A 17,018-nucleotide genomic window follows, 5' to 3' on the forward strand; every position below is an offset into this window, starting at 1 on the left:
CCCGGCGCGCCTCACCGCGATGCGAGATCCATCACTTTCACCTGTGTGGCTTCACTTCTATCAAGGAAGCCCGTCACCCGACCTTCATGCATGACCATGATGCGGTCACTCATTCCCAGAACCTCCGGCATTTCGGAGGAAATCATGATGACAGCGACGCCCTGACGCGCCATCTCGCCAACCAGCTTGTGAATTTCGGCCTTCGCTCCGACATCGATGCCGCGCGTCGGTTCATCCAGAATGAGAATGCGCGGTTTTGTCAGCATCCAGCGGCCGATCAGCACCTTCTGCTGGTTACCGCCCGACAGATTCTCAATACGCTCGTATAGATGAGGCGTCTTGACCCTCAGCTTGCGGCACATTTCCTCGCAGGCATCCGAAAGCGCGTTTTCCTGCACGAAGCCATTGGCGACATATTTGTCCTGCAGGACCGCGATCTGCATGTTCTCCAGAATATTGAGGATCAGCAGACATCCGGTATCCTTGCGGTCCTCCGTCAAAAACGCCATGCGATGACGGATGGCCTCTGTCGGGCTGGCGATGGAAACCGCCTTGCCGTCGATTGCAACCGTGCCCGAGGATGCGGGCGTTACGCCGAACACCGTTTCGGCGACATTGGAGCGGCCCGAGCCGACGAGGCCCGCCACGCCGAGAATTTCGCCGGCGCGCACCTCGAAGGAAACGTCACGGAACACGCCGTCAAGCGTCAGATTGTTGACCGACAACACCACGTCGCCAATCGGAACCTCTTCCTTCGGAAACATCTGCGTGATTTCGCGGCCCACCATCATGCGGATGATGTCGTCACGCGTCACATCCGTAGACGCATGTGTTCCGATATATTTGCCGTCGCGGAAGACGGAAAACTCGTCGGCGATCTCGAACAGCTCGTTCATCTTGTGGGTGATGTAGACGATGCCGATACCGCGTTCCCTGAGATCCCGGATGATGCGGAAAAGATGCTCGACCTCACGCTCCGTCAGCGCCGATGTCGGCTCGTCCATGATCAGAACATCGGAATCGTAAGACACCGCCTTGGCGATCTCAACCATCTGACGGCTCGCCACCGAAAGCTCGCCAACGCGCGTTTCCGGGTCGAGATCGATGCCGAGCCTTTCCAGCAGCGCCTGGGTACGGCGATACATTTCACCGTGATCGATGAAGCCGAGCCGGTTTTTCGGCTCGCGGCGTATCCAGATGTTTTCCGCTACCGTCATATAGGCCATCAGGTTGAGTTCCTGATGGATCATCGCAATACCGTTCTCGAGCGCGTCGAGCGGCGAATCAAGGCGTATCGTAGCACCTTTCAGGCGAATTTCGCCGACATCCGGCTGATAGATACCGGCAAGGATCTTCATCAGCGTCGATTTGCCGGCGCCGTTCTCGCCCATCAGCGCATGCACGGTGCCGCGCTTGAGATGGAACGAAACATCATCCAGCGCGACGACGCCGGGAAATTCCTTGCGTATGCCATCTGCCGCGAGAAGAAATTCTGCATTCGGCACGGCGCCGCTGGCGCGCACGGCGGCCATTGTCGATGGACTGACGACCATCTCACCCTCCACAATAGACAAAAATAACCGGAAAAATGGCTCTGCCCAACGGCGTCCGTCTTCCGGGGAGGCTTACAGCGCCGCATCGCTCACGACACAAAGGCGCTGTAACACTTTGAATTCACTGAAATTCTATAGCTTTTCCGTTCCGGAGCCTGGCGCTCCGGCAGCCGTCCATATCCGGCATTTGCTTCCGAGACTGATTTAAACGGTTGCAAATGCCGGAATGGGTTTCGTCAGTTCTTGGCCACGTAGTCCTTGACGTTTTCCGGTGTGACGAGCTGGAAGGGAATGTAAACCTTCTTCTCCACCTTGTCGCCCTTGACGAGCTTCAGCGCAGCGTCGAGAGCGCCCTTGCCCTGGCCTGCGGCATCCTGGAACACCGTCACGTCGAGATCGCCCGCCTGCATGGCGGCAAGCGCATCCTGAGTGGCATCGACACCGGCAACGACATATTCCTTCATGTCCTTGCCTGCGGCCTTCAGGGCCTGGATGGCGCCGATCGCCATTTCATCGTTGTTGGCGATGACCGCGTTGAACTCGATACCGCTGGACAGCCAGTTGGTGACGAGGTCAGCACCCTGCGTGCGCTGCCAGTTTGCCGTCTGTTCTTCAACCACGGAAATGCCCTTGCATTCATCGGTCTTCAGAACATCGTGAACGGCCTGCGTGCGCATGCGCGCGCCCTGATTGGACAATTCGCCCATCATGACCACGGCCTTGCCCTTGCCACCGAGAAGGCGGCAAACTTCCTTGGTTTCCAGCGTGCCGGCAACGGTTTCTTCCGATGCCACGAAAGCCTGGCCATCCGGCAGGCTGTCCACGTTCACCGGCTGACGGTTAACGTAAACCAGCGGGATTTTCGCGTCGGCGGCAAGCTTCGACATGGCTGCCGTCGCATCCGTGTCAACCGGGTTGACGATGATCGCATCCACCTTGGAGGCGATGAAGTTCTGGATCTGGCTCTGCTGCTTGGCAACGTCGTTCTGCGCATCCTCGACCTGCAGGGTGACGCCTTTCTGTTCCTTGGCATAATCCTGCATGCCGTTGCGCAGCACGGTCAGGAAGTTGTCGTCGAACAGGGCCATCGAAACACCGACGGTTTCTGCATGTGCCGCCGTGCCCAGAAGCACAGACATGGCTGCACCAATAATAAGCTTCTTCATTGTTTTCTCCTCCACAGTGTCCGGCGCCACCTCTCCCAGCCGGAAGCGGACCCGAAAGCCCGCCGCTACCTCCACATTCAGAAAACGGAATAATGAAACCGATTTTCTGCTGTTCGATATATTTATTCCATTTTTGGTTCGAACGTCAATGTTTTCTTCGCAGCCAGGCGACGAAGCGGCACACAAGGCGGTGATGATGGGAGATTAAGGGAAACGGAGCTTCCTCCCCGCCCTTGCAGCGAGGAGACATAAGCCTTTGAAATCATGGATCCCCGGGGCAAGCCCGAGGATGACGCCAAGTTTGATGGCAGGTCGAATTCAATCGCAAGCCCGCACATCATCCATTGGGGTGGATGCTGGAACAGTACGTTCTATCTATGCGAACTGGGCATGACATCTGCAGGAATCGGGCAGACGTAATCGCTGCCTTCGGTCTTTTCCCGCCATTCCTTTTTTGCACTGGCGAGCAGTTCCGGCGAGGTCATCAGCGCAAGCCCGGTCGATGCAAGCGTCTTGGCGGCATGCGCCATAGCCTTATGGGCGGCGGGACTTTTGCCCTGCGCTACCACCTGCCAGGTATGCGGATTGGTCCCGATCGCCCAGGCCGGCGTCCAGCACTGCGCCGTCGGCGTAATCCAGCTGACGTCGCCGACATCGGTGGAACCCGCCCGGAAATGCGACTGGCCCTCGAAATCACGCAGGCCGAGATGCAGGGGCGTCGAACCATCGATCTTCCGGTTGGAAAAAACATCACCCTTTATCTGGTAGAGCCGGATGCTGCTTTTGATCGCCTCTTCGGTGAAAGTGTCCTGAATGCGTTTGGCGAATTCGATATCGGCCTCATCGAAGGCGATGGGGCCAAGCGTCACCATGTTTTCATGCATCGCCGTTTCCAGCGTGATGTTGGGCAGTAGATTGGTGGAGGCGGTATCGAAGACGATCTCCACTTCGGTTTCGGTCATCATGGCAGCACCACGCGCGACCTTGTCCACCCGCGCCGCGAGATCGAGCGCCTGGCGCATTTCCGGGGCGCGGATCAGGTAAAGCACTTCTGCCTTGGCCTGCACGACATTCGCAGCTTTGCCGCCGGTATCGGTAATCGCATAATGCACCCGGCAATCCTGCGGCATGTGTTCGCGCAGAAAATTGACGCCGACATTCATCAGTTCCACGGCGTCCAGCGCCGAACGGCCGAGATGGGCAGCGTTGGAGGCGTGGGAAGCCACGCCTTTGAAACGGTAGAAATATTCCAGAACAGCGAGATTGTTGGTGGAACGCACGCCGTTGAAGGGTGCTGGATGCCAGGTCAGCGCCGCATCGACATCATCAAACAGGCCGGCGCGCACCATGAAGGTCTTGCCGGAACCGCCCTCTTCACCCGGGCAACCGTAATAACGCACGGTGCCGGGCAGATTATTGGCTTTCAGATGCCGGGCGAGCGCGATGGCCCCCATCAGCGAGCCGACGCCGAGCAGGTTATGGCCGCAGCCATGGCCGGTGGCGCCCGCCTCGCGCGGCTGAACCTGCGCCACATCGGCCACCTGGCTCATGCCGGCCAGCGCGTCGAATTCACCAAGGAAAGCGATGACCGGCTTGCCGTTACCGAATTCGCCGATGAAGGCCGTCTCCATGCCTGCTACGCCACGTCGGACCGCAAAGCCGTTCTCTTCAAGCGCCTTTGCCAGAACGTCAGCGGATTGCCGTTCTTCGAATTTAAGCTCGGCAAAATCCCAGATGCTGTCGCTCAAGGTGGTGAAGTCGGGCCTCATGGCCTCGACTTCGGCGGCAATCGACATCACGGCGTCACGGTTCATGGTTCGTCCTCGCATTCTCGCCCTTTTCGGGCGCACGCAAGCGCTTCGGCGGAGGGGACCACCAAATCCTTACGCTTTATGATGAAAAGACCCGCGCCGGGCTTTGCTACCGGCGCGGGCATACTGGATCAGTTGTCGACCGAGACTTCCCAGAGGCGAGCGTTCGACTGCCAGACCGGCTGGCCCTTGAGCTTTTTCGTCGCGCCCCAGACATCGACCATGTCGTAAAGGAAGATGCCCGGCATTTCCTTCAGCATCAGTTCGTGGAACTCGTCGAAAATCTTCTGGCGTTTCGTCTGGTCGGCCTCGACATATGCCGCCTTCATCAGCTCGATTGCTTTCGGATCGTCCCACATCAGCGAGGCGTTCTTGTCCTTGTTGCCGACATAGAAGGCATACATCAGTGCCGGGTCGAGACGCGGGGCGACCGACTGCGAGATCACCTGATAATTGCCGGAACGGCGACGATCGACCTGCGTGGCATAGTCCAGCACCTCGATCTGCACGTTCAGACCCGCCTGCTGCATCATCGCCTGCGCCATGACGGCGGCCGGGAAGCTCGGCACATTGCCACGCTTGTTGGCGATGATGGAGATCGGCTCGCCCTTGTAACCGGCGGCCTCCAGCTCCTTCTTGGCCGCCTCGACATCATAGGCCGGACGCTTCTTCTGGGTCTCATCAAAATAGACCGAGTCCTGCGATACCATCGAGCCGTTGGCTTCACCCGTGCCGTTGGATGCGGCGGCGACCAGTTCATCGAGATCGAGCGCCATCGCCATGGCCCGACGCACGCCGGGATTGCTCAGAACCTTGTCGCGGGTCTGGATGTAGAACAGGTTCTTGCCGTTGTTGCGGGCGACGATGAGCTGCATCTTCTCATTGGTATTGAACTCCGGAATGAGATCGGGAGAAATCTCGGCCGTATCGAGCACGCCGGATTCAAGACCTGCCTTCACCGTCGAAGCATCGGGAATGACCATGAATTTGATGCCATCGGCCAGCGGCCGCTTGGAGCCGACCATGCCGTCAGGCTTGCCATCATTTGCCGGCGAAACATAATCGGCAAATTTGGCGAGACGGATATATTCGCCCTTCTTCCATTCATCCCACTGGAACGGTCCGGTGCCGATCGGCTTGACGAAGCTGCCATCGGCAGCAACCGATTCCGGCGAGATCATGCCGGTATAACCGCATTCCGGCCGCGACATGAGGCCGAGAAAAACGGCTGACGGCTTTTCAAGGGTAATCTCAACCGTAGATGCATCGCTGGCCTTGACGCCGGTGACGTGTGCTGCCCCGCCCTCGGCGAAATCGTTGAGGCACGCCCATTTCGTTTCCGGCTTCAGATAACGTGTCCAGTTCCAGGCAACATCCTCTGCGGTGAGCGGCTTGCCATTGTGGAATTTCACGGCCTTGCGCAGCTTGAACGTATAGGTCAGGCCGTCGGCCGAAACGTCGACGCTTTCGGCCAGAAGCGGCTTCACCTCTCCGGCATTGTTATAACCGACAAGGCCTTCCACGATGTGCAGGATAACCCCGTCCGTATTGCCGTCGCGGTTCACGCCGGGATTGCTACTGCGCAGATCCGAACTCTGCGCGATGGTGATGTCGCGGGCCGCCGCGATATTGGCCGTTACCAGCAGGGCAACGCCTGCGAGAAGAAGTTTTTTCACTGTTCTACCCTCTTTGTTGTCGTTGATATTGATTGATTAAAAACCGTCCCAGCAGGCCTGTGCCAGCCGGCCGATCGTTTCGAGCGCGATGGTGTATCCCGGCGTACCATCAGGCATGGTTTGCGGCACCTCGTCGGTATAGGTGGTGATGATGAAGGACGGTGCGCCGTTTCTGTAGACGATGCCGGCATCCATGCGCCCGCGCTTGCCGCGACCGCTCTTGCTGGCCACCACGGCCTCGAAAGGCAGGCGGGAGCGGATTCCATACCGCAAAATCTGGTTCTTCAGCGTCTGCATGGCCCACTCGCACAATTGCGGGCTGCAACCGAGCTTTGCCTGCGCCTCGGGCGACGATTGGGCATCCAGAATTGTCTGCAGCAGCAGTACCTGATCCGCCGCGGAGGTGGTGGTGACGGTTTTCAACGGATGGTCGGCCGCCAGCGCCAGCGGCGGGATGAGGAAACGGTGATGGGTATTGGCCATGCCGAGCGATTTGCAATAGCCGTCCACCTCTTCCAGCGTCAGCCGTTCCAACACCATCTTGGTGCAGACATTGTCGCTCAGCACCATCATGCCGGCAACGGCATCGCGTAGTGAGATGACGATGCCCGGCGTCATATAGCGGAACATGCCGCTCGCGACCTCTTCCGCCAGCCGTTTTTCATAGGTGACGGGCTGGTCGAGATCGATCCGCCCTTCGCTGGCGGCCTTAAGCACGGCCATCATGATCGACGTCTTGCGGGTGCTGCCCGATGGCGTCTCCTCGTTTTCTCCCCGGCCGATCTCTTCACCGGTCAGGAGATTGCGCACCATGAAGCGCGTCACGAAAGGCTGTGCATCGCAAATCGCATTTAATTGGGCAGCCACAGTCATTGTCATCTTCCTGTTAAACTTCATCTTCCAGACGCCATTTCAGTGTCACGCCGCCCTTTTCATTCTGGTCGAGGGCGGGAATGGCCGAGAGCAGCCGGCGCGTATAGGCCTCTCTCGGGCTGTCGAAAATCGTGTCGCGATCACCCTCTTCGATGATGCGGCCGTCCTGCATGACGACGACACGGTCGGCCACCTGCTCCACCACACCGAGATCGTGGCTGATGAACAGGCAGGAAAAACCGTAACGTTTCTGCAGATCGGAAAAGAGATCGAGCACCTGCGCCCGCACCGTCACGTCGAGTGCCGAGACCGGTTCGTCGGCGATCAGGAACCGAGGGCGGCGGGCAATGGCGCGGGCAATCGCCACGCGCTGGCGCTGGCCACCGGAAAGCTCATGCGGATAGCGGGCGGCAAAATCGGCACCGAGCCCCACTTCCTCGAGCGTTTCCAGCGCTCGCTTACGCTTGGCGGCCTGGTCGAGGTCAGGCACGAGGCGCAGCGCCTCCTCCACCAGCGCCTGGATGGTCATGCGCGGATCGAGCGAGGAATAGGGATCCTGGAACACCATCTGGCAATTCAGGCGATAATCCTTCCAGTCCTCGTTGCGCTCGCGGCCCTGAAAGCGGATATGCCCTTCGCTTTCCTGCACAAGCCCGGCAATGGTGCGGCCAAGCGTCGTCTTGCCGGAACCGGAACCGCCGACGAGTGCCACGACCTCGCCCTCATGAATATCGATGCTGACGCCATGTAGCGCCCGCTTCGGTTTGGCCTTCTTCAGCAGGGATTTGCGGCCGGCATAATCGACAACGATATCGCGGGCCGAAACCATCGGCGCCTTAGATGTATCGATGCTGCGCGGCTCGCCGCGAAACGGAAGGGAGGAAAGCAGCTTCTTGGTATAGGGGTGCTGCGGCGCGTCCAGCAGGTCCTCGGTGCGGCCCTGTTCGACGATCGTGCCTTTTTCCATCACCACAATGCGGCTGGTATAACGCGCCACCATCGGCAAATCGTGACTGATGAGGAGAACAGCGGTGCCTTCCGCCCGCGTCAGCTCCACCATCAGTTCCATGACATCGCGCTGGATGACCGCGTCAAGCGCCGTCGTCGGCTCATCGGCGATCAGCAAAGCGGGTTTCAGCAGCATGACCGACGCCAGCATGATGCGTTGGCGCATGCCGCCGGAAAACTCGTGCGGATAGGCCGTCAGCGCACCTTCGGGATCGCGGATGCCCACCCGCCGCAGCATGTCCAAAATTTTCTCGCGGCGCTCTTCGGGCGACAATTTCGTGTGAAGGATCAGCCCCTCTTCCAGTTGCCTGCCAATCGTCATCGATGGGTTCAGGGAGGTCATCGGCTCCTGAAACACCACGCCAATCTCCGCGCCGCGCAGACGCCGAAGCTCCTTCATCGGCAGGGACATGACATCCTGCCCCTTGTAGATGATCGACCCGCCGGTGACGGCGATGGCCGGTGGCAGAAGCGAGATGAGCGCGCGGGTGGCGAGCGTCTTTCCCGAGCCACTTTCGCCGACGATGCCGAAGATTTCGCCCGCGGCAATATCGAAGGAGACATCCTTGACCACCCGATGGCCGGTTCTGGCGACTTCGAGCGAAAGGCCGCGAACGGTGAGAAGTGTATTAACAGTCATTTGAGACCTCTCATGCGCGGGTCAAGCCTGTCGCGAAGGGCATCGCCCAGAAGATTGATGCCGAGCAACGTCAGTGCGATGCAGAGACCGGGGAAAAGCCCGAGCCAAACGGCCTGCTGGATGAAGGGACGGCCGGCGGCCAGCATGTTGCCCCAGGTGGGCGCCGGCGGCGGCACGCCGAGGCCGAGAAAGGAGAGCGCGCTTTCCGACAGGATGGCCCAGCCGAACATGGAGGTGGCAAGAACCGTGATCGGCGCAATGCAATTGGGCAGGATGTGGCGGAACATGGTGTAGATCTCACCATTGCCCATCACCAGCGACGCCTCGATGAATTCCCGCTCACGCAGGGAAAGCACCGCGCCACGCACCACACGCGCCATGGATGGCGTATAGGCGATGCCGAGCGCGAAGATGATGCCATACTGGTTCGCGCCGAAAACCGCGAGCAGGCCGAGCGCCAGCAGAATGCCCGGAAAGGCCAAGAGCGCATTGTTGATGGCCATGATGACGCCATCCACCCAGCCCCGCGCATAACCGCTGACAAGACCGATCAACGTGCCGAAGATCGTCGCGAAGCTGACCGTCAGGAAGCCGATCCAGACGCTGGCCCGTGCGCCAACCATCAGGCGGCTCAAAACATCGCGCCCGAATTCGTCGGTGCCGAGAAGATGGCTGGCGCTTGGACCGGCCAGACGCGAGGCAAAACCGAGCTTCATCGGGTCATAGGGGGTCCAGAACAGACCGGTTGCGGCGGTGATGAGCAGGAGGGCGATGAGAAAGCCGCCGATAAGCCCGTTAAGTGTGAACTTTTTCATTCGGCAACCACACGCGGATCGAAGAGAGGATAAAGAAGGTCGACGAACAGGTTGACCAGCACATAGGACAGCGAGACGAACAGCAGGCAGCCCTGTATGACCGGATAGTCGCGGGCAAAAATACTGTCGACCATCAGCCGTCCGAGGCCGGGAATGGTGAACACCGTCTCGATGACGGCGATGCCGCCGAGGAGATTACCAAGGATGAGGCCGATCATCGTCCAGGTCGGGCCGAATGCATTCTTGAAGGCATGCCGCCAGAGGACAGCACTTTCCGAGAGGCCCTTGGCACGAGCGTGTGTGATATAATCCAGCCGCAGCACTTCCAGCGTCGAGGCACGCGCCATGCGGATCAGAACGCCCATCTCGTGGATCACCAGCGTCATGACGGGCAGGACGAGATAAAGCATGCCGCCAACAAGATTATCGCTGATCGACACATACCCCAGCACCGGTAGCCAGCCGAGCTTGAGGCCGAAAAACAGGAGAAGCAGCAGACCCAGCCAGAACGTCGGAATGGACAAAAGCAGGGTTGCCGTTCCCACCAGCGCAAGATCGGTCAGGCTGTTCTGTTTCCAGGCGGCGATCACACCGGCCGGAACCGCAATCAGGCTGGCGAGCAGCACGGCGACCACAACGATCTCGGCGCTGACGAGAAAGCGCGAGACCACCAGCGGCAGCACCGCTTCGTCATTGACGATGGAGCGGCCGAAATCGCCCTGCACAACATTGCCGGCCCAGATGAGGAACTGTTGCGGCATGGACTTGTCGAGGCCGAGTTCGGTCCTCATCGCCTCGATCTGTTCCGGTTGCGCCATGTCGCCCAGCATCAGGGCAGCCGGATCACCCGGAATGAAGCGGATGAGCGCAAAGACCGTGATCGACACGAATGCGATCGTCGGCAGCGCCATCAAAAGACGGCTCAGTATGAATCTTATCATTGGTTCCCCACGATTGATGGCCGGGAATGACATCCCGCCTCTATCGGTTTCGTTGCTGGTGACTATGACGGATTGATAAATAAGGCGCAATATTATGCATAAACGTCATATATCTATGCAGAATCATGGCGCGTTTCATCCTGACACGGACAATGAGGATTTCCGCGAAAAATCCTGTTTTCAGTCGGTTTTCTGCGAAAGCTGGATTTGCTGTTTCAAGGCGTCGCTGAGTGCCTGCGCGGCGATGGACAGCGGCGCGCCGGAGGCGCGGGCAAGACCGAATTCCTGCGTTGACTGCGGGATGAAAGGCCGGGCGACGACGGGAAGGTGCCGGTAAAGATTCGCATAAAAACTGCTGATGATCGTGACCCCCAGCCCATGTGCAACATAGGCGCAGGCGGAACTGTTGGTGTGGGTCTCGATCTTCACCATCGGCTTGACGCCGGCCTTCTTGAAAACTTGATCGAGCGCCATGCGGTTCGGCCGCTGCCGGCCGATCAGGATGAGCGGAACATTGCGCAGGTCCTTGACAGTAATTTCATCAAGCTCGGCCAAGGGATGATCCTCCCGCACCACACAGACGCTCTTGCCGGTAGCAACGCGTTCGACATCGATGCCCGGCCCGATCTCGCCTTCCATCCGCAGGAAACCGAGATCGATCACCCGCTCGCCGACGAGCTTGTTGATGGCGATCGTCGTTTCGAAAAAAGTCTCGATGCGAACACCCGGGAAATCCCTGACATAGTCGATCAGCATGGCGGGCGCGAAATTTTCCCACATGCTGCTCGGCAGGCCGATGCGGACAATTTCCGGACCGGCCGCGCCATTGCGCAAATCCTCGGCGTGGCCGGACATGCGATCGACCGCAAGCAGCACGTTTTCCGCATCCCGGGCAAGTAGCACCGCCTCCGGTGTCGGGATCAGTCGCCCCTTGTCGCGGGCAAACAGTGTCAGCGACAGGTCGGCCTCTAGCTGAGCCAGAAGCCGGCTGATACCGGACTGGCTGAGCCCCATGGCCTTGGCCGTGGCGATGGTCGAGCCGGTGGAAAGAAGCGTGCGCAGGACTTCGAGCTGCTTGATGTTCATGAGGCCAGAACCATGGGTGAAGAGACGAGCCGGTTTCGGTTCAGACGTTTTGCCGCCGATGAGCCTTGATGTCACCGGTTTTTTTAATGCCGCCACTTAGCCGGCACGGTCGCCGGTTACAATTCCACCTCATAGACCGTGTCATGGGTGGCCACACGCGCCTCTCCCGAGGGCGTCACCCAGCCGCGAAACATGCCGGATGTATTATAGGGCGCGGATATGCCGCCTTCAGCATCGATTGCGACGAGGCCCGCGCCGATATCGTAAAGCGCCAGATCCTTGTGGACCAGATCGCCGGCGGCGGTCTCCAGATTCTGCCCGAGATAGGCGACGCGGGACGCGATCTCATGGCCAACGACATAACGGATGAAAAACTCGCCCTTGCCGGTTCCGGAAACGGCGCAGGCCCCATCCCGCGCATAGGTGCCGGCCCCGATCACCGGGCTGTCGCCCACCCGGCCATCCGGCTTGTTGGTATAGCCGCCGGTCGAAGTGGCCGCCGCGAGATGCCCCGAAGCGTCAAGCGCCACAGCACCGACGGTTCCGTGCTTTTCGTTTTCCGTCGCTTCCGTACCGGCGGAGGCATGGCGCTTCATCGCCGCCAGAGCCTCAAGGCGCTTTTGGGTGGTGAAATAGGATTGAGGCTCGGTGGCGAGCCCCTTTTCCTTTGCGAAACGGTCGGCCGCCTCCCCCGTCAGATAGACGGCACGCTCATCCGCCATCAGCGCACGGGCTGCCTTTACCGGGTTGCGGATGGCGCGGGAGGCGCTGATCGCACCTGCCGCCAGCGTTTCACCATCCATGATCGAGGCATCGAGTTCATGAATGCCGTTTTCGTTGAGCGCCGCCCCGTGGCCAGCATTGAAATGCGGGCTATCCTCCATGACGACGACCGCCGCCTCAACCGCTTCAAGCGCCGTTCCGCCAGCCTTCAGCACGCCATAACCGGCACGCAGGGCCGCCGCCAGATCGTTGCGCGCAGCAGCCCACTCCCCGGCCGTCATGCTGTTTTCCGGCATCACGCCGCAACCACCGTGAATGGCCAGTGCGATCTTCGTCATGTGCTCACTCCCTCGTCACCCCACTCCCGCAGGGCCTCTTACCATCAATGAAAGGCGATATCGCCGATGACCCTTACACGCACTCTGCGAGCGCCGCCCGGCAGATAGGCGATCGGGATATCCTCGACCTCAAGCGTCTTGAGGCTCGCCCGCTCCGCGCCAGACGCGACCGCAGCGTTCTGCGCCTCGGTCTCGGCTTTCGCAAGGGCTTCGTCCCGGCTCAGGCCGGAAAACACCTGATCGACCTCGCCGGAAACCTGCGCCATCGCCGCCCCCAGTGCATTGGCAACGCCGGCATTTTCGACGCGCAGCACTTCCGATGCACCCGGAACCGTCTCGGGAATCAGGAATGCCCCGCCGCCGACAGCAACCAGCGGCACGTCTTCGGCAGACGTCTTCATCTGGTCGAAACTATCGGCCACCATGTCGCGGATGCGTTGAAGCGAGGCCTGCACGAAGGCCGGATCGAGGTCTTTCACACGGTCGCGGTCACCCATCTCGATCAGGCCGGCGGCAACGGCGATATCCGATGTCGTCAGCGTCTTACCGCCGAAAACGCGGGCTTCCGTCAGAATGCGATAACCGACAGAGCGCGGACCGATCTTGCCCGTCTCAGGGTCGACGATGGTGCCACCGCCGAGCGCAATCGGCAGAAGATCGGGCATACGGAAGAGCGTGCGCACCCCGCCAATATGAACGATATTGTTCGCCTCGCGCGGAAAACCGCCGACAAGGCAGCCGATATCGGAGGTGGTGCCGCCGACATCCACCACCATGGCATCGGAAAGCCCGGTGAGGAAGGCCGCACCACGCATCGAGTTCGTCGGGCCTGAAGCAAAGCTGTGCACGGGGTTGGCGGCGGCGACATCCGCGAGCGCCACGGTGCCGTCATTCTGGGTCAGATAGAACGGCGCTTTTACGCCCGCTTCGCGCAGTGCATCCGAAAATGCCTGAACAGTGGTCTTGCCCAGTGTTTGCAGCGCTGCGTTCAGAAGGGCGACGTTCTCGCGCTCAAGCAGCCCAATGCGGCCGAGCGTATGGGAAAGCGTGATGCGTGCATCGGGGATCACCGAACGGACAATCTCCGCCGCCCGCACCTCACACTCCGTCGTCAACGGCGAGAAAGTTGCCGAAATGGCGATGGAGGTGATGCCAGCATCGCGAATTTTCATCGCCGCTTCGCGGACTTCATCGGGAACCATGGGCACCAGCGGGCTGCCGTCATATTCATGGCCGCCATGGACCATGAAGATCAGTGGATCCACGGCATCGCGCAGATCTTTCGGCCAGTCGCACATGGGCGGCAGCGAAGAACCGGTCGGCAATGCGATGCGGATCGCCGCAACCCGTTCCAGCCGGGCGCGCTCCACCACCGCATTGGTAAAGTGCGTGGTGCCGATCATCACCGCATCAATCGGCCGGTCCGCCGCGCCGACGTGGCCCGCCACATGGGCAAGCGCCGCCTTTACGCCGGAGAGGACATCCTGCGTGGTCGGAACCTTGATGGAAGCGACAATGGTGTCTCCATCGATCAGAACGGCATCCGTATTGGTGCCGCCAACGTCAATACCGATGCGTTTCATGGGAATACCGATCTGAAATCAATGTCATAACCGAAGGCGCGCGGGCCGACGGCGGCGATGCCGGCAGGTGTCGTCAAAAGCTCCGGCGCCGGCAGGGCGACAACCGTGACGCGCTGGCCGTAACGCACCGATTCCGTACCGATGGCGCCGCCGGAAACAGTATCGAGAAGGCAGAGCAGGTCCGGCGTCATGGCAACCGGCTGGCCATCGCGGAAGGCGACCGCCCACTCGTTCTGGAAGGCCAGTTCCATACGCGAACCGCGGTCGGCATCGATACCTTCAATGGTCGTGCTGCCGCGCAGAAAACCGCCGGTGGTCTCACGCGCCACATCCACCACCTTGCCCCGAAACAGCTGCTTGCCGCCCTCATGGTCGAGAACCGCCTGAACCGGATCGTCATGGCGCGCACGTGCTGCCATCACCGCGCGCCCGAGTTCGGTCGCCTTGGTGACGGTGTAATGAATGCCCCATTCCTTGACTTCCTTGCCTGTGCGGGGCGCCTTGCAGGTGGCGGCGGTGGAGCCGACTTCGGTGCAGACCTTGCGCGAGATGCGCTCCATCCATTTCCACGAAGCCGCCCGCGTCACGATCACCTCATTGTCGCGCACATCCACCAGCGACAGCGGAAACATCGGCAGGTTGCCGATGGCGAAGGATGTCATCTGCGCTTCGGGATAGGCGCGTCCCATGGCGTCGGCATTAACGACCGGCCGGTCGAGCACGGCGGCGGCGAGGAAGGAAGAAAGAGCATTCGAGCCGCCGATTTCCACGCTCATGATCGCCCGAAACGGCTTGCCAAGATAATCCTCCATCACCTCGACGGCGCGGGCGAGATGCACGGGATCCCCCAACCGCTCCTGACCGACAAGCGGCGCACCCATCTTGGAGACGACGGCAACCATGTCGTCATCGGCAAGCGCCATGGGGTCCATGACCTTCACCCGCCTGCCCTCGGCATAAAGACGGCGCAGGTTGAGCGTCGATATATAGGGATTGCCGCCGCCGCCGGTTCCCAGAATCCAGGCGCCGGTGGCCAGAGGTTCGATATCGTCTTCGGAAAATTCCTGGATCATGCGTCATCCTCGGGCATGCCGTAGCCTTTCCGGCCGCAGGCGATGCTCCTTCCCTTTGAAGTTCCAAGTCTGGCCAACCCCGCCTTTGTGGCGGGGCCGGTTTTCATCAGGCGGCGATCACTCCGCCTTGCAGTCCCAATGGAAATTGGAGAAGTTCAGGTCCCAGCTCTGCATGGGAATGAACTCGTAACCCTGAAGGCACTTGTTCGCCGCGTAACGGCGGTTCGGCGCAACGGCCCAGACGTCAGGCTGAAGATCGGCGATCTTCGTCTGCAGCTCCTTGTAGGTGGCGTTCTGCTCGTTCACATCCGTGGTGGCGCGGACCTTGTCGATCAGCCCGTCGATTTCCGCATTCTGCAACCATTCCATCGACATCCAGGTGCCGGATGCCTTGGAGTGATACTGATTGTAGAACATCGAATCCGGCGACGGATAGGTCGGCGAGATGTTCACCTGCGTCGATGCCGGCGTGGTTTCCGGCTTGGAGGACAGCTCGACGATACGGTTCCACGGCTCCGGCTTGATATCGAGCGTGATGCCGATCTGTTCGAGGCTGGATTGCAGAAGCAGCGCCACTTCGGCCTCGAAGGCCAGCGACGCGACATAGCTGTTGACCAGCGTGATCTTCTGGCCGGCATATTTCGACTTCGCCAGTTCTTCCTTGGCTTTTTCCAGATCGTAGACGCCCGGCTGGATATCGCCGTTATGCGCATCCTTGAATGCGTCGGAAAGTGGTCCGCGCATGTCGAAGCCCGGATAGATCACTTCCTGGATCGTCTTGTAATCCGTCGCATAGGCGATGGCGCGGCGCACATGAACGTCGTCGGTCGGATAGACCTTGGTATTGAGCTTGATGACGAAACCACCGGCGGTGCGGGTCTGGATCAGCTTGTAACCCTTCATCCGGCCGATGGATTCATAGGTGTCGTTGCCAAGCCCGTGCGAGGAAAGGCCGAGTTCGCCCTTTTCCGCAAGCGCCTTGACGGTCGCGTCGTCGCTGGTCTGCACGAAGCGCACTTCATCGATCGGCTTGCCCTTGGTCCAGCCGAGGAAATAATCGGCATTGCGGGCAATGACCATATCGGCGGAACGATTGTAGCTGACGAGCTTGTAGGGGCCGGAACCGGCAGAATGTTCGCCGACATAGGCCTCGCCCCATTTGTCCTCGGGCTTGGCATTGGCTTCGATCAGCGTCTTGTTCATCGCCATCATCAGCGGCGTTGCCGCCATGAAGGGCGAGAACTGGCGCTCGATCTTCATGACCAGCGTGGCATCGTCAGGCGCGGTAACGTTTTCGGGCTTCAGCACGCCGACGATGAGGTTCGAAGGACCCTTGTTGATGCCGAGCAGGCGCTGGATTGACCAGGCAAGATCGGCAGCCTTCACCGCCGTGCCATCCTGAAACTTAGCATCGTTGCGCAGGTGGAAGGTGTAGGTCAGGCCGTCTTCCGAAATCTCCCAGGATTTCGCCAGATGCGGCACGATTTCGCCCTTGGCGTTCACCGTGGTCAGACCGTCATACATGTTCACGATGGCCATATAGCCGGTGTAATCAGTCACCTTTGCCGGGTCGAGCGAGCTGAATATCTGCATGGTGTTGACCGCGACCGATACCTTGTCTTCCGCAAGGGCTGCGGAAGAAACAAACGGCAGCACGAGCGCCGTGCCGAGCGCCAGCGCGGCGAGACGGGAAGAAAGTACAGGCATTTTCATTATCGTTCTCCTCTTTATT

At 60.1% G+C, this 17,018-nt stretch carries 13 protein-coding genes; all 13 read right to left on the bottom strand.

Annotation, left to right across the window (positions count from 1 at the left end):
* Positions 1–11: 11 nt before the first annotated feature.
* The 13 genes from FY152_16180 to FY152_16240 all read right to left on the bottom strand — a co-directional run bounded on the left by FY152_16180 (position 12) and on the right by FY152_16240 (position 16,999).
* Entirely contained in the window at positions 12–1,553 is a 1,542-nt protein-coding gene (locus FY152_16180) for a sugar ABC transporter ATP-binding protein (GenBank protein ID UXS33709.1), read from the bottom strand.
* A gap of 236 nt (positions 1,554–1,789) precedes the next feature.
* Positions 1,790–2,719, bottom strand: a complete 930-nt coding sequence (locus FY152_16185; protein UXS33710.1) for a sugar ABC transporter substrate-binding protein — start codon at positions 2,717–2,719, stop codon at positions 1,790–1,792.
* Between the two features lie 371 nt (positions 2,720–3,090).
* Positions 3,091–4,533, bottom strand: a complete 1,443-nt coding sequence (locus FY152_16190) for an amidohydrolase (protein ID UXS33711.1) — start codon at positions 4,531–4,533, stop codon at positions 3,091–3,093.
* Between the two features lie 128 nt (positions 4,534–4,661).
* Complete coding sequence (locus FY152_16195; GenBank protein ID UXS33712.1) at positions 4,662–6,206, bottom strand: ABC transporter substrate-binding protein; 1,545 nt, start codon at positions 6,204–6,206, stop codon at positions 4,662–4,664.
* Positions 6,207–6,242: 36 nt separating this feature from the next.
* On the bottom strand, positions 6,243–7,079 hold the full coding sequence (locus FY152_16200) for a serine hydrolase (protein ID UXS33713.1): 837 nt from the start codon (positions 7,077–7,079) through the stop codon (positions 6,243–6,245).
* 13 nt (positions 7,080–7,092) lie between these two features.
* Positions 7,093–8,727: an ABC transporter ATP-binding protein gene (locus tag FY152_16205; GenBank protein UXS33714.1), complete on the bottom strand. Its 1,635-nt coding sequence runs from the start codon at positions 8,725–8,727 to the stop codon at positions 7,093–7,095.
* Entirely contained in the window at positions 8,724–9,542 is an 819-nt protein-coding gene (locus tag FY152_16210; GenBank protein UXS33715.1) for an ABC transporter permease, read from the bottom strand. The genes FY152_16205 and FY152_16210 overlap by 4 nt, the downstream gene beginning before the upstream one ends.
* Entirely contained in the window at positions 9,539–10,483 is a 945-nt protein-coding gene (locus FY152_16215; protein UXS33716.1) for an ABC transporter permease, read from the bottom strand. The genes FY152_16210 and FY152_16215 overlap by 4 nt, the downstream gene beginning before the upstream one ends.
* Before the next feature lie 180 nt (positions 10,484–10,663).
* Positions 10,664–11,569, bottom strand: coding sequence for a LysR family transcriptional regulator (locus FY152_16220; GenBank protein ID UXS35084.1), 906 nt, complete (start codon positions 11,567–11,569; stop codon positions 10,664–10,666).
* 116 nt (positions 11,570–11,685) lie between these two features.
* Positions 11,686–12,630, bottom strand: coding sequence for a beta-aspartyl-peptidase (locus FY152_16225; GenBank protein UXS33717.1), 945 nt, complete (start codon positions 12,628–12,630; stop codon positions 11,686–11,688).
* Positions 12,631–12,674: 44 nt separating this feature from the next.
* Positions 12,675–14,213: a hydantoinase/oxoprolinase family protein gene (locus FY152_16230; protein UXS33718.1), complete on the bottom strand. Its 1,539-nt coding sequence runs from the start codon at positions 14,211–14,213 to the stop codon at positions 12,675–12,677.
* The gene (locus FY152_16235) at positions 14,210–15,286 is read right to left on the bottom strand and encodes a DUF917 domain-containing protein (protein UXS33719.1); all 1,077 of its coding nucleotides are present in this window, start codon (positions 15,284–15,286) and stop codon (positions 14,210–14,212) included. Before FY152_16235 ends, FY152_16230 begins: the two co-directional genes overlap by 4 nt.
* A gap of 117 nt (positions 15,287–15,403) precedes the next feature.
* A complete protein-coding gene (locus FY152_16240) occupies positions 15,404–16,999 on the bottom strand; it encodes an ABC transporter substrate-binding protein (protein UXS33720.1) in 1,596 nt (531 codons plus the stop codon).
* Positions 17,000–17,018 lie beyond the last annotated feature (19 nt).

This window comes from Agrobacterium tumefaciens (assembly GCA_025560025.1).
Taxonomy (GTDB): domain Bacteria; phylum Pseudomonadota; class Alphaproteobacteria; order Rhizobiales; family Rhizobiaceae; genus Agrobacterium.